The sequence below is a fragment of the Streptomyces sp. MMG1533 genome (genome assembly GCF_001279775.1).
Taxonomy (GTDB): Bacteria; Actinomycetota; Actinomycetes; order Streptomycetales; family Streptomycetaceae; genus Streptomyces.
Genome location: NZ_LGDG01000246.1, coordinates 40,480 through 62,802 on the forward strand (window position 1 = coordinate 40,480; position 22,323 = coordinate 62,802).

15 protein-coding genes are annotated in these 22,323 nt (G+C 70.3%); 4 read left to right on the plus strand and 11 right to left on the minus strand.

Annotated elements, in window-relative coordinates; translation table 11 throughout:
• The first annotated feature begins 105 nt into the window (after nucleotides 1-105).
• Nucleotides 106-558, plus strand: a complete 453-nt coding sequence (locus ADK57_RS34180; RefSeq protein WP_053753538.1) for an adenylyltransferase/cytidyltransferase family protein — start codon at nucleotides 106-108, stop codon at nucleotides 556-558.
• On the opposite strand, the gene ADK57_RS34185 is transcribed toward ADK57_RS34180, so the two are convergent.
• From ADK57_RS34185 to ADK57_RS34195, 3 genes are all read right to left on the minus strand, one after another.
• A complete protein-coding gene (locus ADK57_RS34185; protein WP_053753539.1) occupies nucleotides 521-1,246 on the minus strand; it encodes a CDP-alcohol phosphatidyltransferase family protein in 726 nt (241 codons plus the stop codon). The two genes, ADK57_RS34180 and ADK57_RS34185, sit on opposite strands and share 38 nt — an antisense overlap.
• A 101-nt stretch (nucleotides 1,247-1,347) precedes the next feature.
• A complete protein-coding gene (locus tag ADK57_RS34190) occupies nucleotides 1,348-2,157 on the minus strand; it encodes a GH12 family glycosyl hydrolase domain-containing protein (RefSeq protein ID WP_053753540.1) in 810 nt (269 codons plus the stop codon).
• Nucleotides 2,158-2,181: 24 nt separating this feature from the next.
• A complete protein-coding gene (locus ADK57_RS34195; RefSeq protein WP_053753541.1) occupies nucleotides 2,182-2,691 on the minus strand; it encodes a hypothetical protein in 510 nt (169 codons plus the stop codon).
• A 499-nt stretch (nucleotides 2,692-3,190) separates the two neighbouring features.
• Between ADK57_RS34195 and ADK57_RS34200 the strand changes: the two genes are divergently transcribed.
• Together ADK57_RS34200 and ADK57_RS34205 are read left to right on the plus strand one after the other, a co-directional pair.
• Complete coding sequence (locus ADK57_RS34200) at nucleotides 3,191-4,207, plus strand: LacI family DNA-binding transcriptional regulator (protein ID WP_053753542.1); 1,017 nt, start codon at nucleotides 3,191-3,193, stop codon at nucleotides 4,205-4,207.
• 81 nt (nucleotides 4,208-4,288) lie between these two features.
• Nucleotides 4,289-6,349, plus strand: coding sequence for a TIM-barrel domain-containing protein (locus ADK57_RS34205; RefSeq protein ID WP_053753543.1), 2,061 nt, complete (start codon nucleotides 4,289-4,291; stop codon nucleotides 6,347-6,349).
• Between the two features lie 74 nt (nucleotides 6,350-6,423).
• Here the strand turns inward: ADK57_RS34205 and ADK57_RS34210 are convergent, their stop codons facing one another.
• The 7 genes from ADK57_RS34210 to ADK57_RS34240 form a co-directional block, all read right to left on the minus strand.
• Nucleotides 6,424-7,137 (minus strand): glycoside hydrolase family 12 protein, encoded by a 714-nt coding sequence (locus tag ADK57_RS34210; RefSeq protein WP_053753544.1) that lies wholly within the window; start codon nucleotides 7,135-7,137, stop codon nucleotides 6,424-6,426.
• Nucleotides 7,138-7,173: 36 nt separating this feature from the next.
• Complete coding sequence (locus ADK57_RS34215) at nucleotides 7,174-9,417, minus strand: glycosyl hydrolase family 95 catalytic domain-containing protein (protein ID WP_053753545.1); 2,244 nt, start codon at nucleotides 9,415-9,417, stop codon at nucleotides 7,174-7,176.
• Nucleotides 9,414-11,381 (minus strand): beta-galactosidase, encoded by a 1,968-nt coding sequence (locus ADK57_RS34220; protein WP_053753546.1) that lies wholly within the window; start codon nucleotides 11,379-11,381, stop codon nucleotides 9,414-9,416. Before ADK57_RS34220 ends, ADK57_RS34215 begins: the two co-directional genes overlap by 4 nt.
• Nucleotides 11,381-13,600, minus strand: a complete 2,220-nt coding sequence (locus ADK57_RS34225; protein ID WP_053753547.1) for a 1,4-beta-glucanase — start codon at nucleotides 13,598-13,600, stop codon at nucleotides 11,381-11,383. The genes ADK57_RS34220 and ADK57_RS34225 overlap by 1 nt, the downstream gene beginning before the upstream one ends.
• Nucleotides 13,601-13,756: 156 nt before the next feature.
• Nucleotides 13,757-14,719 (minus strand): carbohydrate ABC transporter permease, encoded by a 963-nt coding sequence (locus ADK57_RS34230; RefSeq protein WP_053753548.1) that lies wholly within the window; start codon nucleotides 14,717-14,719, stop codon nucleotides 13,757-13,759.
• Nucleotides 14,716-15,747, minus strand: coding sequence for an ABC transporter permease (locus tag ADK57_RS34235; protein ID WP_053753549.1), 1,032 nt, complete (start codon nucleotides 15,745-15,747; stop codon nucleotides 14,716-14,718). The genes ADK57_RS34230 and ADK57_RS34235 overlap by 4 nt, the downstream gene beginning before the upstream one ends.
• A 26-nt stretch (nucleotides 15,748-15,773) precedes the next feature.
• Nucleotides 15,774-17,459 (minus strand): extracellular solute-binding protein, encoded by a 1,686-nt coding sequence (locus ADK57_RS34240; RefSeq protein WP_053753550.1) that lies wholly within the window; start codon nucleotides 17,457-17,459, stop codon nucleotides 15,774-15,776.
• 388 nt (nucleotides 17,460-17,847) lie between these two features.
• Here ADK57_RS34240 and ADK57_RS34245 point away from each other — a divergent pair, with 388 nt between their 5' ends.
• Nucleotides 17,848-20,703, plus strand: coding sequence for a glycoside hydrolase family 3 C-terminal domain-containing protein (locus ADK57_RS34245; protein WP_053753551.1), 2,856 nt, complete (start codon nucleotides 17,848-17,850; stop codon nucleotides 20,701-20,703).
• 119 nt (nucleotides 20,704-20,822) lie between these two features.
• Here ADK57_RS34245 and ADK57_RS34250 read toward each other — a convergent pair whose 3' ends face one another.
• Nucleotides 20,823-22,268: an aldehyde dehydrogenase family protein gene (locus ADK57_RS34250; protein ID WP_053753552.1), complete on the minus strand. Its 1,446-nt coding sequence runs from the start codon at nucleotides 22,266-22,268 to the stop codon at nucleotides 20,823-20,825.
• Nucleotides 22,269-22,323: the final 55 nt, after the last annotated feature.

Genomic DNA, 22,323 nt, shown 5'->3' on the forward strand with positions numbered 1-22,323 from the left:
CGACCACCTTAACTGTTCACCCGATCTCCAGATGGACTTCACAGTAAGGTCGTTGGACCATCGATCCGTGCTGACGGGTCGACGTTCACCGTGGGGGGAGAACGCATGGTTCATCGTGTCGGCTACGCGCCCGGCGTCTACGACCTGTTCCACATCGGCCACCTCAACATCCTTCGGCACGCCCGCAGCCAGTGCGACTACCTGGTCGCCGGAGTGGTCTCGGACGAGATGGCCGAGCTCGCGAAGGGCCGCAGGCCGGTGATCCCGCTGCCGGAGCGCCTGGAGATCGTGCGCAGCGTCCGGCACGTGGACGCCGCGTTCGTGGAGACCGTCCCCGACAAGCTGGAGACCTGGCAGCAGGTCCGCTTCGACGTGATCTTCAAGGGCGACGACTGGCGGGGCACCGAGAAGGGCCGCAGGCTCGAGCGCGACTTCGCGACCGTCGGCGTCGAGGTCGTCTACTTCCCGTACACCGTGCACACGTCCAGCACCCTGCTGGGCAGGGCGCTGGACGCGCTGGTCACGCCGGGATCCGGGGAAGCGCTGACAGCTCCCTGAACCACTTGCCGAGGAACGCGACGAGGAACAGTGCGTGCACGACGGCGAGGGCGGCGTAGGCCGCCCGGAACACGCCGGGTGCTCCCAGTGTGAGGAACACCAGGCAGAACACCCCGTAGTCCACCGGCAGCAGGGCGATGGCCCGCAGCCGGGAGGGCGGAGCCGCCGGGGTGTTCCCCGCGGTGTTCTCCGTGGGCCTGGCACGCTTGAGCTGCTCGGTCAGCAGTCCCGCGCAGAAGGTGAGCACGGCCGCGAGCTGAAAGCCCAGTGGCAGCAACAGCCAGCCGTCGCCGGGGAGTTCGAAGAACCGGTAGAAGGCGATCAGCACCGCCGCGTGCAGCGCGACCATCTTCGCGCAGTCCACGACATGGTCGAGCCATTCGCCCGCGGGTCCGCCCTTCCCGGTGAGCCGCGCGAGCTGCCCGTCGGCCGAGTCGAAGGCGAAGCCCACCGCCAGAGCGGCGTACACCGCGAGCGCCAGCGGCCAGGACGGCCGTACGAGTGCCACGGCCGCGATGCCGGCGAAGGTGAACGCGGCGCTCACCAAGGTGACTTGATTGGGCGTCAGCCCCACTCGGTACGCCCCCGCCGCGAGCACCCGGCCGGCCGGCCGGTTCACGTACCGCGAGTAGAGCGACACCCCCTTCGCCGACTTCTGCGCACCGCGCAACGCCGTCAGAGTCCCCACGAGCCCCCCTCGTGTCCCCGTGCTGCTGCACCGCCCCCGGCGCCACGGTGAACGCAATGATGACACGGGGTGCACGGGGGTGGGCGGGTGTTCGAGGACGCCTAACCGATGTTGACGGAATACGACTTGGTGTCCAGCCGTCCTGTCCCCTTGAAGACCTCGGTGCCGGACTCGATGCCCGAGACGTACTTGTCGTTGCTCAGCAGCTGGCGGCGGACCAGGGCCTGGGTGAAGTCGTCCAGGTTCAACGAGGCCTTGGTGGTGTTGGTGCGGCGGACGAAGGAGTAGACCTTCCAGCCGATGTCGCCCTGGTAGATGTCCCACATCGCGCCGCCGAGGCTGACGCTGCCGTACTTGGTGCCGAGCGGGCCGGCGCCGCCCTGCCGGTTGAGCCAGATCATGATCTCGTCGGTGGGCTGGTCCTGCCAGTCGGCGGTGTTCTTGGTGTGCAGCCACAGGTCGTAGGCGACGTTCATGGTGCCGGGCGTGGAGTTGAGGGAGAACTCCCAGGTGGTCTTCACCGGCTTGCGGTCACCGACGCGGATCGGCAGCCCGGTGGACGCCTTGTCGACCTTCCAGCCCCAGTGCCAGCCGAGCACGGTACTGGCGTACGACTTCACGTCGGAGTCGGTGCCGGTGCTGCTGTTGGCCAGGCTGTAGCTCGTGCCCCAGGAAATGGTGGAGCCCGACTGGGAGTTGTCCCAGACACACTGGGTGCCGGTGGCCTTCTCCTGGTTCCAGAGGTTGTTGTTCACGTAGTACTTGCCGAGCGTGATCGTGTCGAAGGCCGCGCACTTCTTGTTCGACTCGTCCGCCTGGGCGACGGTGATGCCGGCCGCGGCCGCGAGGGCGACCGTGGCGGCGGTGAGGATCTGCGCCTTCTTGGACAGGCGGGGACGACGGTGCTGCATGGGGGTCCTTCCGGGCGGTTCCTGCTACGTCCTGTCAGTGGCCGCCCGCCCGCGAAAGGTTGCCGTCGGCTCGGCGGGGGGCGCGCAATTGGGTGCCGCGCAGACGTACAGGGTGCGGCCGTCGGACAGCAGCTTGACGTGGTCGGCCTCCGAAGCTTGACGTGGTCGACCTCCGAGTGTGTCCCCGAGCCGGTCCCCGCCCGGTGCAGGCGGACGCGAGCACCGCATACGGCGTGAAGACGTCGGCCGGTGGCCCCGCGCGGCGGCCGGTGTCTGTTCCTGGGGCGTGTGGCCCGGCGTGGCCGGGGTCAGCCCCGGCCGGGTCGGGTCAGCCCCGGCCGGGTCGGGCCACCCCCGGCAGGCCAGTCCGGCCTCGTGGATCACGGCGACGGCCCGGTCCGGCTCGGTCGGCAGCGCCCGCGCACCGGCCTCCGCGAACACGCCGTACTCCGTCACCGCCTCGTCGGGAGTCGGCCCCGCCGGATACGCGGCGGCGATCCACGGCACGGGGCCGCCGAGGTCGTACCCCGGCACGGGAGCGACCGCGGACCGCGCACCACGGGAGCCACCCCAGGGCCTCGCACCGCTGAAGCCGCCTCCGCCGAGCGTCGGAAGCGCCGCACCATCGACTCGTCGTCCTTCGGCTCGCCGCGCAGCGCCTTCACGGCCGCCGGCCGCCCGCGCGCGTCCCGTCCCAGGTGCACGGCGCCCCTCCCGCCCTCGCCGAGCGTCGCGACGACGCGGTACGCACCGATCCACCGGGCGGGCTCGCCCGCCCCCGCTTCATGGCCCCGCACGGCGGGTCGTGGTAGGCAGGAACCGGCACCCCGGAAAACCGAGCCGAAAGACCGAGCCGGAGCGAGCCGGTCACCGGCGGACCCACCTCCGCACACCTCCCCTCCGCAAGTCTCTGTCGAAGCGCTTCGACGACCTATGGACACCCACCCCCGGTGGAGCTACTGTCGAACCACCCTCACCCGCCCTTATTCGAAACGCGCACTGTCGAAGCGCTTCACAAAGCTTGGAGAGCTGGATGGTCACCCTCGCCGAGGTCGCCCAGCACGCCGGAGTCTCGGCGAGCACGGTGAGCTATGTCCTCAGCGGCAAGCGGTCCATCTCCGGGGCCACCCGGCAGCGGGTCGAGCAGAGCATCCGCGAGCTCGGCTACCACCCGAACGCCGGCGCCCGCGCCCTGGCCAGCAGCAAGTCGAACATCATCGCGCTGATGATCCCGCTGCGCACCGACATGTACGTGCCGGTGATGATGGAGATCGCCATCGCGGTGGCCACCACGGCCCGCACACACGGCTACGACGTACTGCTGCTCACCGGCGAGGAGGGCCCCGACGCCGTACGCCGCGTCACCGGCAGCGGGCTCGCCGACGCGATGATCCTGATGGACGTCGAACTCGACGACGAGCGGCTGCCGCTGCTGCGCGGCACCGACCAGCCGTCCGTGCTGATCGGGCTGCCCGCCGACACCTCCGGACTGACCTGTGTCGACCTGGACTTCAGGGCGACGGGCGCGCTGTGCGTGGAGCACCTCGCGAAACTGGGCCATCGCGACATCGCTGTCATAGGCGAGGCCCCGGCCGTCTACGAACGGCACACCGGCTTCGCCGAGCGCACCCTCGACGGACTGCGGTCCCGCGCACAGGAGTTGGGCGTGCGACTGCTGCACCGGGCGTGCGAGGGCGGGTACGACGCCATGGCCGTGACCCTCGCCCGGGTCCTCGACGAGCGCCCGGGCACCACCGGGTTCGTCGTACAGAACGAGTCGGCGGTCGAGCCGCTGCTCGCCCTGCTGCGCCAGCAGGGCCGGGCCGTGCCCGAGGACGTGTCGGTGGTCGCGATCTGTCCCGACCAGGTCGCCGTCCAGGCCTCGGTGCGGCTGACGTCGGTCGCCATCCCCGCGCAGGAGATGGGCCGGCACGCCGTGGAGCGTCTGGTCGCCAAGCTCGACGGCCACGGGAGCGACGAAGTCGTGCTGATCGCCCCCGAGCTGACGGTACGGACGAGTACGGGGCCGGCCCCGGCCGTCGCCTCCTGACCTTCCCCCTCCCTCCTTCCCTCGTACGCCGCGCCCCGCCAGGGCACCGCCGTGTCTGCCCTCCTTCAAGGAGCACCCCACGTGAATCAGCCTGCCGAAACCCAGCCCCCGGCCGGGGACCAGCCCCAGGTCGGCCTCGCGCAGTCGTCACCCACCGTCGGCACCTTCCGCGAGCGGGACGGCGCGCTGGAGTGGAGCGGCCGCCAGGAGACCGTACGCATCGAGCCGTGGGGGCCGGACGCGGTCCGGGTCCGTGCCCGGCTGGGCGGTCCTGTCCTCGACGGGCTGCCGGGTGCGCTGCTCGACCAGCCGCCCGCCACCGAGTCCACCGTCAAGATCGAGGGCGGGCAGGGGGCGCTGACCGTCGGCTCGCTGACCGTCGAGGTCAACGCCGAGGGGCTGATCCGCTTCCTGCGGACGGACGACGGTTCGGAGCTCCTGTCCGAAGCGCGCGCCCACTTCTGGTGGCCGGGCCCGCGCCTGTACACCGCGGTCGGCAACGGCTACCACCGCCTGGAGCAGCGCTTCGCCGCCTACGACGACGAGAAGCTGTACGGCCTCGGCCAGCACCAGCACGGCCGGCTGGACCAGAAGGGCCTGGTCCTGGACCTGATCCAGCGCAACGCCGAGGTCGGCATCCCGGTCCTGACCTCCAGCCGCGGCTACACCCTGCTGTGGAACAACCCGGCGATCGGCCGCGTGGAGCTGGCCGGCAACGGCACCCGCTGGGTGGCGGACTCGGCCCGCCAGATCGACTACTGGATCACCGCGGGCGCCCCGGCGGACGCCCAGCGCCACTACAGCGCGGTCACCGGCCGTACGCCGATGCTGCCGGAATGGGCGGCGGGCTTCTGGCAGTGCAAGCTGCGCTACCGGACCCAGGACGAACTCCTCTCCGTGGCACGGGAGTACAAGCGCCGGGGCCTGCCCATCGACGTCATCGTCTGCGACTTCTTCCACTGGACGCACCTGGGCGACTGGAAGTTCGACCTGAAGGAGTGGCCGGACCCCGCGGCGATGGTCCGCGAACTCGAGGAGCTGGGCATCAAGCTGGTGGTGTCCGTCTGGCCGTCGGTGTCCCCCCTCTCCGAGAACCACCAGCTCATGGAGCAGCGCGGCTACTTCATCGGCACCCAGTACGGTCCGATGGCCCACGCCGACTGGCCGGACAAGGAGGTCGCCTCCACCGTCCAGGTCTCCTTCTACGACGCCACCAACCCCGAGGCCCGCGACTTCGTCTGGTCGCGGGTGAAGCAGAACTACCTGGAGCGGTACGGCATCACCGCCTTCTGGCTTGACGCCTGCGAGCCGGAGCTGAAGCCGGGCTTCCAGGAGAACCTGCGCTACTGGGCCGGCCCCGGCCTGGAGGTCGGCAACAGCTACCCGGCCGAGAACTCCCGCACCTTCTACGAAGGCCTGCGCGCGTCCGGCGAGGAAGAGATCGTCACCCTCAACCGCTCGGCGTGGGCGGGCAGTCAGCGCTACGGCGCCGCCCTGTGGTCGGGTGACATCGGCACCGACTTCGCGACCCTGCGCAGCCAGATCGCGGCCGGCCTGAACACCGCCCTGTCGGGCATCCCGTGGTGGAACACCGACATCGGCGGCTTCCACGGCGGCGACCCGGACGACCCGGCGTACCGCGAGGTGATGGTCCGCTGGTTCCAGTTCGGTGCGCTGTCCCCGCTGATGCGCCTGCACGGCTTCCGTGACCCGGGCATGCCGCTGGGCCCGGACATGACGGGCGGCCCCAACGAGGTGTGGTCGTACGGCGAGGCGGCCGGCGCGGTCCTGGAGCAGTACCTGCGACTGCGCGAGCGTCTCAAGCCGTACATCCTCAAGGTGATGCGCGAGGCCCACGAGGAGGGCCTGCCGGTCATGCGCCCGCTGTTCCTGGAGTTCCCCGACGACCAGGCGACCTGGTCGGTGGACGACGCCTATCTCTTCGGCGGGGACCTGCTGGTCGCCCCGGTGCTCACCGCGGGCGCGACGGCCCGCACGACGTATCTCCCGGCGGGCGCGACCTGGACGGACGCGTGGACCGGTGAGACGTACGAGGGCGGTACGGCCGTGACGGTCGACGCCCCGCTGGACCGCATCCCGCTGTTCCTGCGGGACGGGGCGCGGCTGCCTGTAGCGGAGTAGCCGCGTCACACACAGGAACGTGCGGCCGGTCCCGTAGGGGAGGGACCGGCCGCACGTTCATGTGCTCATGCGGCTCAGCTGCTGCTGACCGTCAGGTTGTTGGCGGCGAAGTCCAGGCCGCCGGACGAGGACGTGATCTCGAAGCCGAACTGGACGTCACCAATGGTCTCGTTGCCCATCCAGCCCTTGGTGTCCTTGATCCACTTCAGGATCGGCAGGATGTTCACGGTGCCGGAGCTGGAGTTGGAGGTGCGAATGAACGAGAACACCTCGTTGGCGCCGTTGGTGCCCTTGTAGACGGTCCAGGTGTGGCCGCCGAGCGTCACGTTGCCCTGCGAGGTGCCGAGCGGGCCCACGGCTCCGGTCTTGTTGACCCAGAGCATGATCTCGTAGTCGTAGTCCGTGTCCCAGATGTCGTACGACGTGTTGTACGCGCCGGACGACGGGACCGAGACGTTGTAGCTGCTGGAGAGCGAGCCCAGCGAGGTGATCGACTTGTTGATCACCTTCTTGGAGTTGGGGTAGGACTTGATGCCGCCGGTGTTGGGGTGGTTGGCCCAGACCCCCCAGTTGGTGCCGGAGTTGGCCCAGATGCACTGGCTGCCGGCGCCGGAGCCCCAGATGTTGTTGTAGAGCGTGTAGCCGTTGAGGCTGGTGTTGCCCCACTGGTCGCAGGAGTTCCAGACGGCGGCGGAGGCGGGGGCGGAGGCGAGGCCGATGGTGGCGCCGAGCGCGAGGGCCGGGGCCAGCAGGGCCTTGCTGATCCTGCCGATGGTGCGTGTTGCCATGGGTGTCCCTTCCATGGGTGGGGGGAAATGCGGGGGTTACCACGCCCCGAGAGCGAGGACGTGGTCTTCTCCGGCGACGAGGTCGAGCGGCTCGGCGCCGGAGGAAGTCCGGAGTTCGACGCGGTGCGTGCGCGTGGGGCGGATCACCGCGGTCGCTTCGTGCTGGTTCCAGGTCAGGTCGAGCTCCGCCCCGAACCGGGTGCGGATGCCCAGGAGTCGGCCCGTCGGGTAGGCCGTCGGCAGCGCGGGCAGCAGGACCAGCCGGTCCGGCGTCGACTGCACCAGCATCTCGACGAGCACGGCGGGCAGGGTGTGCGCCGCGTCCGCGTTGTAGACGTTGCGGTTCGGGTAGTGCGCGCTCATCAGGGACGCGTGGAAGAAGTCCCCCTTGAGCACCTGGCCGAGGGCGTGCGCGACCCGTTCGCCGTCGCGCAGACGGGCCGCGATCAGGGCGTGGTGCAGATGGCCGTGCGCGGAGTCGTTCTCGGCGCCGCGCAGTTCGAGGGCCCGGTACGCGGCTGCCGCGAGGTCCGGGGTGTCGTACGGGTTGATCTCGTCGAGCGGCCAGACACCGTAGAGGTGGCTGAGGTGGCGGTGGTCGTAGGTGTCGTCGAGACCGGGCCAGGCCCACTCGGCGAGCGCGCCGTCGGCGTTGATCCGGTGGGGCGGGAGCCGGTCGGCGAGGGCACGCCGGGCTTCCGCCCGGTCGGGGTTGTATGCGGCGGCGGTGCGGAGGGCGTGACGGGCCGCCGAGAGGTCCATGGCCGCGTTGATCGCGCCCCAGCTCGCGTTCGCCGGGCGGTTCTCGGGCGAGTAGGAGGGGACGACGACCACGTGGCCGTCGTCGTCGGTGCGGGTGAGGAAGTCCTCGTAGAACAGGGCGACCTGGGCGAGGGCGTGGGCGGTGCGCGGGTCGCGTTCGCCACGGGTCTCGTCGTGGTCGACGAGCGGTTTGAGCAGCCAGTCGGCGCCGGCGGTCCACAGGTGGAGCGGGTATTCGCGGCTGAAGTGATAGGTCAGCCCGGACTCTCCGTCGCTGTGGGGCGGGGCGACCACACCCCGGGCCCCGAAGATCGCGCGGGCGTTGTCGGCCCAGTCGTCCAGCTGACGATGGATCAGCAAGGCGTGGGCTTCGGTGACCTCGGGGAGCGCGGCGGCCGCGGCGGACGAGGTCTGGAGGTTGAGGTTGGCATCGTTGGTGAACGCGCCCGCCCAGGCCGTGTTCCAGTCGCCGGTCCACAGGCCGACGAGGCGGGGCGGGAGCAGCCCGCTGGCCGAGAGCAGGTGGTAGCGGCCGGCGGCGAAGAGGCGTTCCAGGAGGGCGGGGCTGTCGGGGCGGGTCAGCAACTCCGAGCCGGACAGGCCGCGTTCGGCGGGGTCCGCTCCGAGATCGAGGGTCACGCGCTCGTAGGCCGTGCGGTGCAGTGCCGTGTGGCGGTCCAGGAGGCGGGCGTACGGGTCCTCGTCGTCCGGTATCAGGTCACCGAGGGCGCGGGCCTGGACGAGGGCGTCCGGGTCGTCGCCGCCCGGGGCGCCCGGGGCGCCCGGGCCGTCCGGGCCGTCCGGGGCGCCTGTGTGGCGCAGGACGCGGGTGAGCAGCAGCACGGACTCGGCGCCGGTGATGCGCAGGCCGGGGGGTGTGAGGGTGGTCAGGCCGCCGGTGACCACGACCAGCATCACGCCGGTGTAGGCGCGGTCGCTGCCGGGGTAGCGGACGCGCAGGGTGAACAGGGCGCCCTCGGAGGTGAGGACGGCGCCGTGGCCGACGGCGAGGTCGTGGGGCGCGCCCGGGAGCCGGTGGTCGAGTGCGATGTCCAGGTCGGGGGTGGTGACCTGCTGGACGACGACGTCGTCGGCGCGGGAGACGAAGACGCGGCTGCTCCAGCCCTCGCACTCGGCGGTCGCGACGCCGGTGGCGAAGTCGACGGACCGGCGGTAGTGGTGGGTTTCTGTGGACGGTCTCCGAAGCCGTACCTGAAAGGCCGGGTGGAAGGGCTGCACCCACTGGAGGGGGCGGCCGTCGGTGAAGGACTCGGCCGCGGCCGGCTCTCCGGCGAGCAACCGGTCCTGGAGTGCGGGTAGTTGGGCGGCGAGCTCGGGTGGACGGGAGTGCTCGCCGCCGTTCGGGCGGACGAGGGTGTGGTGGGTGACGACGATCTGCTCGTCGTTCGGATCGCCGAACACCATGGCGCCGTGGTGGCCGTTGCCGCTCAGGAAGGCGTCCTCCCAGCGGGCGGCGGGCCGCGGCTCCCAGGTGCCGTGGACGGGACCGGGGCTCACGGCTTCAGCACCGCCACTCCGTAGCGGCCGAGGGTGAGCTCGTCCTGGACGGTCGCCCCCGTCAGCAGGTCGCGGTGGGCGCCCGGCACCTCGACCGTCACCGACTCGCGCCCGTGGTTGAGGACGAAGAGCAGATCACCGCGGCGGACCGCCTCGACCCCGGCGGGGAGGGCGTCGAGCACGGGTCGGGCTCCGGCGCCGACGGCGATCCGGGCGAGCAGGTCGCGCATCGCGTCCGGCTCGGGGAGCGTCGAGACGTACCAGGCACGCCCCTTGCGGAGCACGGCCGGCAGTCCGTCGAGCTCCCCGCCCTTGTACGCGGCCTCGACCTCGCCCGCCTCGGACTTCTCGATCTCCTCCGACCACAGGGTGCCGCGGAAGGCGTCGCACTCGACGTACTCGCCCGCGTCCAGCGGCCACCACTCGTGCAGCGTGCGGATGCCGAACAGCTCACGCAGCCGGCCGTCCATGCCGCCGGCCCGTACCCGGTCGTCCTCGTCGGCGACGCCGGTCAGGAAGCCGGAGACGAGGGTGCCGCCGCCGCGGACGTACGCGAGGAGGTTCTCGATCGCCGCGTCGGTGAGGGCGTAGAGCTGGGGGACGACGACGAGCTTGTACGCGCTCAGATCGTGCTCGGGGTGGGCGAAGTCGGTGGCGAGGTGTGCTTCCCAGAGGGCGCGGTGCCAGGCTTTCACGAGGTCGGGGTGGTCGACCTGCGTGGACAGTCGGCCGTCCTGGGCGCCGGCCCACCAGGCGTGCCAGTCGTGCAGGACGGCGATGTCGTTGGGAGTGTGACTGTCCGTCACCTCCTCGCCGATTCGGGCGAGTTCGGCACCGAGCTGCTTGACCTCCTGGTACGTCCGCCCCTCCTCCCCCGCGTGGCTGACCATCCCGGAGTGGAACTTCTCCGCGCCCTGCCGGGACTGGCGCCACTGGAAGTAGCAGACGGCGTCGGCCCCTCGCGCCACGGCCTGGAGGGACCAGAGGCGGTTGAGGCCACGCGGCTTGGGGTGGTTGACGCCCCGCCAGTTGACCGGTCCGGCCGCCTGCTCCATCAGCATCCAGGGGCCGCGGGCCTGGGAGCGGGTCATGTCCTGGACGAGGGCGCCGTTCTGGGCGCCGAAGGGGTCGCGCGGGTCGGGGTAGAGGTCGACCGAGACGACGTCCTCCTCCTCGGCCCAGCGCCAGGCGTCCTGGCCGATCCACAGCGGCATGAAGTTGGTGGTGACCGGGATGTGCGGGGTGGCCCGGCGGACGAGGTCCCGCTCGGCGACGTAGCACTCCAACAACATGTCGGACGTGAACCGCTTGAAGTCCAGCACCTGGCCGGGGTTCTTCAGGTAGTGGGCGTGGCGGGGCGTGTGGATCTCCGCCCAGTCGCCGTAGCCCTGGCTCCAGAAGGCGGTGCCCCAGGCCTCGTTGAGGGCGTCGAGGGTGCCGTACCTGTCCTGGAGCCAGCCGCGGAAGCGGGCGGCGGCCTCGTCGCTCCAGTCGTACGTGCAGTACTCGTTGTTGATGTGCCACATGGTGAGGGCCGGGTGGCCGCCGTAGCGGGCGGCGAGGTCCCCGGTGATGGCGGCGGCGTAGTGGCGGTAGGCGGCGCTGGAGTGCGAGAAGTGCTGACGGCCGCCCCACCACTCGGTACGGCCGTCCTGGTCGACGGGCAGGGTGTCGGGGTGGAGGTGGCCCATCCAGGGCGGGGGCGAGGCGGTGGGCGTGGCGAGGACGACCCCGATGCCGTTGTCGTGCATCAGGTCCATCAGCCGGTCAAGCCAGCCGAAGTCCCTTTCTCCCGGGCGGGGTTCGAGCTTCGCCCAGGAGAAGACGCCGAGGGTGACCGAGTTGACGCGGGCGTCCTTCATCAGGCGGACGTCGTCGAGCCAGGTCTCCTCGGGCCACTGCTCGGGGTTGTAGTCGCCGCCGTAGAGGATGCGGCCGCGGGTCGCGTCGTCCAGCCCTGGCATCAGACGGGCTCCCCGTACTGGATGCCGCGCCCGTTGGTGGCGAGGTAGACGCGACCGTGGATCCGCGGGTCGCCGACGATGACCTCGCCGGTCCAGCCCCACTGGTGGGCGTCGTCGTTGATCCGCACCCAGGTCTTCGCGCCGTCGTCGGAGCGGTAGACGGCGGTGATGGTCTCGGTGGAGCCGACCTGGTAGATCGCCGGGTAGTCGGCCCCGTCGGCGGCCTTGCCGAAGCCGAGGGTGTACGACGCCCAGCAACTGTCGACCTTCGAGAAGGTGGCCCCGCCGTCGGTGGACCGGTAGAGCCCGTTCCATTTCACGGAGAGCCACAGGTCACCGGACCGGCCGGGCGCCGCGACGAGCTTGAACTGACTGTCCCCCGAGGGCAGCCCGGTCGCACGCGCTGTGAAGGAGAGGCCACTGTCAGTGCTGGCCAGTAGCGTTCCCGTGTCGGTGTCGTATGCGTAGAAGAGCGCCGGGTCGGCCGGGTCGGCGACCGGCGTGGCGCCCTTCGGGAAGGAGGAGACCTCGGTCCAGGTGGCACCGTTGTCCGCCGAGCGGTGGGCCGGGTACTTCGTGCCGTCCCAGTGCACGAAGGACCACAGCACCACGCTGCCGTCGGCGTTGGTGGCGATCGGTCCCGGCGCGTCCTTGGCGATGGCGGGCTGGGCCTTGAAGGGCGCCCAGGTCTGCCCGCCGTCGTTGGAGTAGGCGCCGTTGCCGTTGTCGCCCCAGCCCGCGCGGACCACGTACGCCGGTCTCGTCGCGGCCTGCGCGAGTCCCGTCGCCGACCCGAACACGGGGTTCGACGCCATGCCGCGCGACGGAGACGCGGTGAGCCGCTCGTGGTACATCACGCCGATGTCCCCGAGCCCGCTGAGGAGATGCGCCTCCCCGACCGGGGGCGAGATCAGCTGGCGCACGGCCGTCTCCTCCAGACCGCGGATCTGCGGGGCCCAGTTCTTCAGGTCCCGGGTGCCGTAGAGGGTGGCGCCGGTGCCGTAGACGACGTGCTTCGAGTCGTACGGGTCGACGCCGACCGCCTGGATCCACCAGCCGAACTTGGGCTGGTCACCGCCCCACTTGAGGAAGGGAGTCTCGGACACGTCGAAGGCGGCGGCGTCCTTCAGCGACGTCCAGATACGGCCGCCGTCGGTGGTCCGGTACAGGGTGTCGACCGCCGCCCAGCGGTTGTTGGTGGAGACGACGACGGTGCCGGGGCGACAGGCGTCGACGGCGACGCCGCCGTAGCCGAAGGTGTCGGCGGACCCGTCACTCGTGGTCCCGCCCGGCTTCACCGGCGTGACCTCGGTCCACTTCCCGTCCGTGGTGCGCAGCTTGTGCACACTGCCGTCGGACTGGCCGTTGGGGCCGGGCGCGTTGGCGTACGTCACGTACAGCTCGCGGGTGTTCTTGTCGTACGCGGCGCGGATCGGGACCTTGGCTGCGGTGCCGGAGGGTTGTCCGGGGACGGCCTCCCAGGTGGTGCCGTCGCCGGTGCGGTACAGGTTCGCCGCGGCGGAGGTCCCGTCCGAGTCGCCCCAGCCGGCGTAGAGCGTGCGGCCGGCGGCGACGAGGAGGGTGACGCCCTGCCCGGTGGCGCTCGGGGTGCCCGGGAACCCGGTCGCGGCGGCCCACGTGGCGCCCCGGTCGGTGGACTTGAGCAGCCCGTCGTGCCTGGTCCCCAGCCAGAGGGTGTCACTGTCGCGCGGATCGACGAGGAGCCGCTCCCCCGCGCCCCGGCCGTCCTCGTTGGCGCCGAGCTTCACGGTGAGGTCGGCGCGGGCCCAGGTCGCGCCCCGGTCCTCGGAGCGCAGGACGGCTCCGTTGGAGGCCCAGGACTGGGCGTAGGTCCCGAGGGCGAGGTAGAGACGGTCGGGGTGCGCGGGGTCGACGGCGATCGCCTCCACGCCGAGGAGGTTCCAGTCGTCCCAGCCGAGGTGATCGGTCAGCGGGGTCCAGCGGGCGGCCCGGTCGTCCCAGCGGTAGGCGCCGCCGATGTCGGTACGGGCGTAGGCGAGACCGCGGACGGAGGGGTGGAAGAGAACGCCGGTGACGAAGCCGGTGCCGCCGATGACGGCGGTGCGCCAGCGGTAGGTAGGGGTGGCGGCGGATTCGGCGCCGTACGCACGACCCTGGAGCACGGGGACTGCGGTGAGCGCGGCGGCGGCCGCGGTCCCGGCGAGAACGGCACGTCTGCTCAAGCTGGACGCGTGCATGACACATACCTCGTTCTGCAAAAGGGGAGTGGGGAGACCTACCTGGGGGCGCGGGACTGTGACGATGTGCGGCTCCGCCGCGTGGGCGCGACCAGCCACGACAGGCCCGCAGCCGGAAGACCACAGAAGCTCCCACTCACGCCACCCGCTCGGGCGTCAGCCCTTGACCGCGCCGGTCAGCATGCCCTTCTTGAAGTGCCGCTGGACGAACGGTGAGAGCACCGCAACCGGCACCAGTGCCAGGACCATCACGGCCATCTGCACGGCGAGCGGCGAGAGCTGCCCCGTATTGATCTGGGTGGCCAGTCCGACCGGCCGTTCCTGCTTCTGGACGAGCTGGATCATGACGTTCTGCAGCGGCATCATGTCCTGGTCGCTCAGATAGATCGAAGCATTGAACCATGCGCTCCAGTACCCGACCGCGTAGAACAGCGCGATCACCGCGAGCACCGCCCGCGACAAAGGCATCACGATCTTCCAGAGGATCCGCCAGTCCCCGGCCCCGTCGATGCGGGCGCTGTCGATGAGTTCCGGCGAGATGCCCATGAAGAACGAGCGCAGGACCAGGATGTTGAAGACGCTCACGGCACTGGGCAGGATCAGCGCTAGGTAGCTGTCGGTCAGCCCGAGGCCCTGCACCAGCAGGTACGTCGGGATGAGACCGGCGCCGAAGAACATGGTGGCGAGCAGCAGCATCAGGAACCAGCGGTGTCCGAGGGACCCGGGCCGCGAGAGGCCGTACGCGGACAGGACGGACACCGTCATGCTGAACAGCGTGCCGACCAACGTCACGCCCACGCTGACCAGGGCCGCGCGCTGGACCTGTCCCCCGCTGAGGAGTTCCTGGTAGGCGACGAAGGTGATGTCCTTGGGGATCACCACCAGACCGCCGGTCGCGTCGATGGTCTTCTTCGACGAGAGACTGGTGACGATGACGATCCACAGCGGGAAGAGGATCGCGAAGCAGGCCAGGGTCAGCACGAGTCCCTTGCCGGCGAGACCCGCCTTCGCGGGCTCTTCCTCCCAGGCCGGCCGCCCCGGGGCCGCCCACAGACTCGGCTTGGACGCGGCCCGGGCGGGCGCCGCGGGCTTGTCGGGCTTGTCGATGACGGCGCTCACTTCTTGTACACCCCCTGCTCACCCATGAGATGGGCGACCTTGTTCGCGGTCAGCACGAGGGCCAGACCGACCACGCCCTTGATCAGGCCGGCGGCCGCGGCGTAGCTGAAGTCCTGGTTGCGAATGCCGTTCCACCACACGTAGGTGTCGAGGACCTCGGAGGCGCCTGGGCCCACCGAGTCGCGTTGGAGAAGGAGTTGCTCGAACCCGACCGTGAGGGCGTCACCGACGCGGAGCACCAGCAGCAGGGCGATCACCGGGCGCAGTGCGGGAAGCGTGATGTGCCACATGCGGCGCCAGCGTCCGGCGCCGTCCATCGCGGCGGCCTCGTACAGGTCGTTGGAGACGGCGGAGAGCGCGGCAAGGAAGACGATGATGCCCCAGCCGGCGTCCTTCCAGACGCCCTCGGCGGTCACCAGGAACTTGAAGATCCCCGGGTCGGTCATCAGGTCGAAGCCGTCGTAGCCGTGCTGGCGAAGGGTCTGCGCGATGATGCCGGCGCCACCGAAGATCTGCTGGAAGACGGTGACGACCAGCACCCATGAGAAGAAGTGGGGCAGGTACATGATCGCCTGGGCGACCGCCCGGACCCGGGGCCTGATCACGCTGTTGATGACCAGCGCGAGCAGGATCGGGATGGGGAAGAACAGCACGAGCTGGAGGGAGAACAGTACGAAGGTGTTCTGCACCGCGTGCCAGAAGCCGGAGTCCTGGAAGATCCGCTCGAACTGCTCGAAGCCGACCCAGGGGCTCTCGAACATGGCGACGAAGCCGTTGTCGCTGAGGTACGGGTCGTAGTCCTGGAACGCGACCACATTGCCGAAGATCGGTATGTAGTTGAAGACCAGGAGCAGCAGGATGGCCGGCAGGGTCATCAGGATCAGCGTGCGGTCACGTCTGAACCTGAGCCGGAGGCTCAGCTTTCCCGAGCGCTTCCCGCTCTGGGGGCCGACGGCGGCGCCGGACGCCGACGTCTTCTCGTCGGTCTTCGCCTCGGCCCTGGTCCGAGGCACCGTGCTGTGGGACACGGCTTTCTCCTTGCCTCAGCCCTGGGTCAGTTGGCCGCGGAGCCGTTGTCGTCGAGCAGCTTCTTGTACCAGTCGCGCAGCCCGTCGCCGCCCTTGGCCTTCCAGTCGGACACGGCCTGCTGGACGTCGCTGATCTTCTTGCGGCCGCGGACGACGTCGTCCTCCAGCTGCTCGAAGTCGTTGGCGAGGTTGGTCCACCGGTTGGGCTCGGTGATGGTCAGGCCGTAGAAGGAGGACTTCTTGGTGAAGGCGCCCATGCGCTGCTGCCACTCGACCTGGAGCTTGGCGATCTCGGGGAGGTCGGGATGGGCGAGGTAGGAGGCCGGGTCGCCGGTGTAGTCGTAGGCGCCGAAGACCTCGTTGTTGCCCTTGGTGGTCTTCGTGGGCATGCCGTCCTTCAGCGTGTAGTCGGTGCCCTCTACGCCGTAGACGGTGAGCATGTACTCCTTGGTGCCGTACGGCGCGGCGCAGTAGTTGGCGAGCGCCAGGAAGTCCTTGATCTGCTGCTTGGACGCCTTCTTGCTGACGAACGTGAAGATGCCCGCGGGCTGGGTCGCCCACAGGGTGGGGTCGCCGCCGTCGGGGCCGAAGATGTCGAACGCGCCCATCTCGAAGTCGGTCTTCTGGATGAGCTGTTCGGCCGTCGAGGCGTACCAGTAGGAGATGTCGCCGTTGAAGACGAGGGACTGGCCGGCGGTGAAGCGGTTGGACGCGTCGCCCTTGACGGCCTTGGCGTCGGGGTGGACCACGTCGGCCGCGTAGAGCTTGCGCATCCACTCAAGGGCTTCGAGGTACTCGTCGGTCTCGATGCGGTTGACGAGCTTGCCGTCCCTGAGGTCCCACCACAACGCCTTGTCACTGCCGTTGAGGACACCGTAGATGTTGAAGGCGGTCCACTTCAGGTCGTCGCAGGCCCACACCTTCGCCTTGGCGTCGGTGGCCTCCTTCGCCCAGGCCAGGAACTCGTCGGGGGTCTTGGGGAGTTCGTAGCCCTTCGCCTCGAAGATGTCCTTGCGGTAGAAGGGCACGATGTTCGTGACGTACGAGGCGGGCATCGGGATGGCGCGCAACTGGCCACCGAAGATGGAGCGCTGCCAGGCGTCGGTCGGTACGGCCGCGAGGTTGGGGTAGGCCTTGACCTTGTCGCCGGACAGGTAGGGGCCGAGGTCGGCGAACTTGGCGTTGATGGCGCTGGGTATCTTGCCGTTCAGGTTCCAGCCCGGGACGACCACCACGTCCGGGATGTCGCTGGAGGCGAGGACGGCGCCCAGCTTCTCGTCGTAGGTGTTGCCGTCCTGGTTCTGCCAGGTGACCTTGACGCCGACGGCGTCGTTCATGGCCGTGTAGTACGGGTTGTCGTTGGACGGCGGGCTGCCCCACATCGGCGCCATGATCTTCAGCGGGCCGCCGCTACCGAGCTTCTTCGACACGGAGGTCTTCAGGGCGTCCAGGTCGATCGCCTTGGTGAAGCCGGCCGACGAGCCGTTCTTCGAGGGGAGGTCCGGCACGACGACGCTGGACGCCACGAACGTCGGGAGAAGCTTCTCGGCCGCCTTCCCGGAGGTCGTGCCGTCCTTGCTCCCTTCCTGCCCGCCGCCGCAGGCGGCAAGCAGCGGCATTCCTCCGGCCACCGCGGCGGTGGCTACCGCCGTGGAGGCGAGGAAGCTTCTCCGGCTGGGCCCGGAGGAGGCGGAAGCGGCGTTCGGCGTCATTGCGTCAACCCTTCATGGCGCACCAGGACACCCGGCGGTGGAGCCGTCGGCTGCGGTGTCTTGTGTGGAACTGGCTGAGCTGAAGCGGTTCAGGGAACCTCGGGTCCTCGGAGGAATGCGCGCCTGTCCCGGCGGCAGTCCTCCTAGTCGAAGTAGTCGAAGCGCTTCGATGTTGCTGCGAGGTTAAGTGAACACCCAAGGGTGCACAAGGGTCGTTCCCAAGATTCCTCCGAGGTGTGGAGGATCGAACCGGCCTCATACGCGACTTGAAATGTCGGTCGGGAGTCGGAGTTGTTGCCCTGGGGTGTCTTGACACCCACCCCAGGATCGAATGAGCATCGAAGCGCTTCGAAAGCGCTTCGCCGCTCCATCGCAAGGGGATCCCCACGTGACCGCACAAACGCCGCCTACGACGCCTTTCCGCGACCCGCGCCTGCCGTTCGCGAAGCGCATCGACGACCTGCTGTCGCGGCTGACCCTCGACGAGAAGGTCGGATTCCTGCACCAGTTCGCGCCCGCCGTCGAGCGTCTCGGCATCGCCGAGTTCCGCACCGGCCAGGAGGCCCTGCACGGTGTGGCATGGATGGGCCCGGCCACGGTGTTCCCCCAGGCCGTGGGTCTCGGCGCGACCTGGAACACCGATCTCGTACGACGGGTCGGTGAAGCGGTGTCGAAGGAGACCCGCGCGATGCGCGCCCGCGACGACCGCGTCGGCCTCAACGTCTGGTCGCCGACGGTGAACCTGCTCCGGCACCCGCTGTGGGGCCGTAACGAGGAGGGCTACTCGGAGGACCCGAAGCTCACCTCGGCGATCGCCACCGCCTACACACACGGCCTGCGCGGCGACCATCCGACGTACTGGCGCACGGCGCCGGTCCTCAAGCACTGGCTGGCGCACAACAACGAGACGGACCGGGCCACCGCGTCGAGCTCGGTCCGCCCGCGGGTGCTGCACGAGTACGACCTGCGCGCCTTCCGCGAGACCGTCGAGGCGGGCGCGACGGCCGGGGTGATGCCGGCGTACAACCTGGTCAACGGCCGCCCCAACCACGTCTCGCCCTACCTGCGCGAGCATCTGCGCGCCTGGACCGACGAGGACCTGCTGGTCTGCTCGGACGCGGGCGCGCCCACCAACCTGGTCGATTCCGAGCACTACTTCGACACCCACGAGGAGGCCACCGCGGCCGCGGTCCTCGCCGGTGTCGACAGCTTCACCGACCACGGCACGGACAGTTCGCAGATCGTCGCGCGCGTCAAGGGGGCCCTGGACCGGGGCCTGCTGACCGAGGCCGACATCGACACCGCGGTCCGCCGCCAGCTCTCGGTGCGCTTCCGGCTCGGCGAGTTCGATCCGCGCTATGACCCGTATGCCGACACCAAGGACTTCGACACCCCGGCGCACCGCGCGCTCGCGCAGGAGGCCGCCGAGCAGGCCGTCGTCCTGCTCAGGAACGACGGCGTGCTGCCGCTGGCCCCGGACACCCGGATCGCGGTGGTCGGCCTGCTCGCCGACGAGTGCAAGCTCGACTGGTACAGCGGCACGCTCATCCACCGCTCGACGCCGCTGGAGGGCCTGTACGAGCGGTTCGGCGCGGAGCGGGTGGAGTTCGTGGAGGGGGTGGACCGGGTCCTGCTGAAGACCTCCGGGGGTACGTTCCTCCAGGTGCCCTCCGTCGACGGGCTGTCCGACGAGGTGCGCGGCGCCGAGGGCGCGCTCGACCCCGCCCTGCTCGCCGGCCGCACCGACCTGCCCCCGCTCACCGCGGACACGACCGGCACCGAGCTCGCGCTCGTCGACTGGGGGGAGGGCGTGCTGACCCTGCGCGCGCCCGACGGCCGCTATCTCTCGGTCGCCGAGGACGGCTACGTACGCGCCTCCGCCGACCAGCCGGGAGGTTGGGTCGTCCAGGAGACGTTCCGGCTGGAACCGCATGGGGACGGACACCTCCTCAGGCACGTCGGTACGGGTCGCCACGTCTCTGTCGGCGCCGACGGAGTAAAGGTTGCCGACGAGAATCCGGAACTCGAGGCGGACCCGGAAGTCTTCACGCTGATCATCGTCGAACGCGGCGAGGACGCGGTGACCCGAGTCACCTCGGAGGCCGACGTGGTCCTGGTGGTCGCCGGCAACGACCCGCACATCAACGGCCGCGAGACCGAGGACCGCACGACCCTGCGCCTGCCCGCCCAGCAGGAGCGTCTGCTGCGCGCCGCCCGCGCCGCCAACCCGAACACCGTGCTGGCGCTGACCTCCGCCTACCCCTACGCGGTGGACACCGCCGACCTCCCGGCGGTGCTGTGGACGGCGCACGGCGGCCAGGCGGCCGGCACCGCCCTCGCCCGCGTCCTGGCAGGCGACGTCTCCCCCGCCGGCCGCCTCCCGCAGACCTGGTACGCCGACGACGCCGACCTGCCCGGCCTGCTCGACTACGACGTGATCGGCAGCCGCCAGACGTACCTCTACTTCGAGGGCACGCCGCTGTTCCCGTTCGGACACGGACTGTCCTACGCGACGTTCTCGTACGGCGATCTCGGCTCCCGCATCGAGGGCGAGACGCTCCACGTCTCCTTCACGATCACGAACACCGGCGACGTCACGGCCGACGAGGTGGCCCAGCTCTACAGCCGCGCCGTGGACTCGGTGGTCCCGCGCCCGCGCCGCGAGCTGTTGGCGCACCGCCGGGTGACGCTGGCGCCGGGCGGCCGGGCGGAGCTCGCCTTCGAAGTCCCCTTGTCCGCCTTCGAGTTCTGGGACGTGACCCAGGGCAGGTGGCGTCTGGAGCCGGGCCCGTACGAGCTGCTGGCCGGCGCCTCCAGCGAGGACGTCCGCCTTCGTACGACCGTACTGCTGGACGGCGAGCCCTCGGCCCCGCGTCCCGTGCTCGAACGCGGTCTGGACGCGGCCGACTTCGATCGCCAGAGCGGCGTCGAGATCGTCGACCGCACGAAGGAGTCGGGCGACGCGGTGACGGCGACGCAAGGCCGTGCCGGTGAACTGGTCTACCGGGACTGCGACTTCGGCGACGGTGCCACGGAGGTGACCGTCACGGTGGCCGGCGAGGGCGTCGTCGAGCTGTCGCTCGACGGCGGTGCGGTGCTCGCCACCCTGACGTCCCACGCGTCCGAATCCGGCCCGTACGCCTACACCGTGCTCGGCGCCGGGATCGTCGCCGAGGGCGTGCGCGACGTCCACCTCGGACTGCGCGGCCCACTGCGGCTCGCGCACGTCGGCTTCTCCGGCTGAGGGTCCGGAGGGGGCGACGCAGAGAAGGGGCCTGGCACCGGAAGGCATCGGTGCCAGGCCCCTTCGGCGACTGCGTGAGCCGCATGACCGCGACCCTAGCTGAAAATGGTTCCCATTAGCTAGAGGGCGAGCCCGGTCAGTACCAGCACCCGCTCGTACGTGTAGTCGTCCATCGCGAACTTCACGCCCTCGCGGCCCACTCCCGACTGCTTGGCACCGCCGTACGGCATCTGGTCGGCACGGTAGGACGGCACGTCGCCGATGACGACACCGCCGACCTCGAGCGCGCGGTGGGCGCGGAAGGCGACCTGGAGGTCGTGCGTGAACACGCCCGCCTGGAGGCCGTACTTGGAGTCGTTGACGGCGGCGAAGGCAGCGGCCTCCCCGTCGGCCTTCTGCACGGTGAGGACGGGGCCGAAGACCTCCTCGCAGAAGATGGTGGTGCTCGCCGGTACGTCGGTCAGGACGGTCGGCGCGTAGGAGGCGCCGTCGCGCTTGCCGCCGGTGAGGAGCCGGGCCCCGGCTTCGACGGCCTCCTGCACCCACGCCTCGACCCGCTTGGCGGCGTCCTCGCTGACCAGCGGCCCGACGTCGGTCTTGTCGTCGGACGGGTCGCCGGTGACCTGGGCCTCGACGGCGGCCACGACGCGGGGCAGCAGACGGTCGTACACGGACGCGTCCGCGATGACCCGCTGGACGGAGATGCAGGACTGGCCGCCCTGGTAGTTGGAGAAGGTGGCGATGCGGGTGGCGGCCCAGTCGAGGTCGGCGTCCAAGGCGTAGTCCCCGAGGACCACGGCGGCGCCGTTGCCTCCCAGCTCCAGGGTGCAGTGCTTGCGCGGCACCGACTCCATGATCGCGTAGCCGACCTTCTCGGAACCGGTGAAGGAGATGACCGGCAGGCGCTCGTCCTGGACGAGGGCGGGCATCCGGTCGTTGGGCACCGGGAGGATGCTCCACGAACCGGCGGGCAGCTCGGTCTCGGCGAGCAGCTCACCGATGACGAGACCGGAGAGCGGGGTGGCGGGCGCCGGCTTCAGAATGATCGGCGCCCCTGCGGCGATCGCGGGGGCGATCTTGTGGGCGCACAGGTTCAGCGGGAAGTTGAACGGCGCGATGCCGAGCACGACACCCTTCGGGAAGCGGCGGGTGAGGGCGAGACGGCCCTGGCCGCCGGCGTCGGTGTCGAGGCGCTGCGCCTCACCGCCGTTGAACCTCCGCGCCTCCTCGGCCGCGAACCGGAACACGGAGACGGCCCGGCCGACTTCCCCTCGGGCCCACTTGATCGGCTTGCCGTTCTCCGCGGAGATGAGCTGCGCGATCTCCTCGGTGCGCTCGACCAGCCGCTTGCTGACGTGGTCGAGGGCGGCGGCGCGGACGTGGGCGGGCGTGGCCGCGAACTCGTCCCGTACGGCGTACGCGGCGGCCACGGCCTCCTCGATCTGCGCGTCGCCCGGCACGGCGACCTTGCCGACAAGGCGACCGTCCCAGGGCGAGGTGACGTCGAAGCTGTCCTCGCCGGTGGCCTGGCGGCCGGCGAGCCAGAAGGCGTGGGTGGAAGTCATGTGTCGACGGTAGGGGCGGGGCGGGGGAAGGGCGTTTGTCCGAGTCGTAGTGGTG

Excerpts from the sequence above, each read along its gene's own strand:
- ADK57_RS34180 (WP_053753538.1), top strand. The coding sequence starts at position 106 with ATGGTTCATCGTGTCGGCTACGCGCCCGGCGTCTACGACCTGTTCCAC.
- ADK57_RS34190 (WP_053753540.1), bottom strand. The coding sequence starts at position 2,157 with ATGCAGCACCGTCGTCCCCGCCTGTCCAAGAAGGCGCAGATCCTCACC.
- ADK57_RS34200 (WP_053753542.1), top strand. The coding sequence starts at position 3,191 with ATGGTCACCCTCGCCGAGGTCGCCCAGCACGCCGGAGTCTCGGCGAGC.
- ADK57_RS34210 (WP_053753544.1), bottom strand. The coding sequence starts at position 7,137 with ATGGCAACACGCACCATCGGCAGGATCAGCAAGGCCCTGCTGGCCCCG.
- ADK57_RS34220 (WP_053753546.1), bottom strand. The coding sequence starts at position 11,381 with ATGCCAGGGCTGGACGACGCGACCCGCGGCCGCATCCTCTACGGCGGC.
- ADK57_RS34225 (WP_053753547.1), bottom strand. The coding sequence starts at position 13,600 with ATGCACGCGTCCAGCTTGAGCAGACGTGCCGTTCTCGCCGGGACCGCG.
- ADK57_RS34240 (WP_053753550.1), bottom strand. The coding sequence starts at position 17,459 with ATGACGCCGAACGCCGCTTCCGCCTCCTCCGGGCCCAGCCGGAGAAGC.
- ADK57_RS34250 (WP_053753552.1), bottom strand. The coding sequence starts at position 22,268 with ATGACTTCCACCCACGCCTTCTGGCTCGCCGGCCGCCAGGCCACCGGC.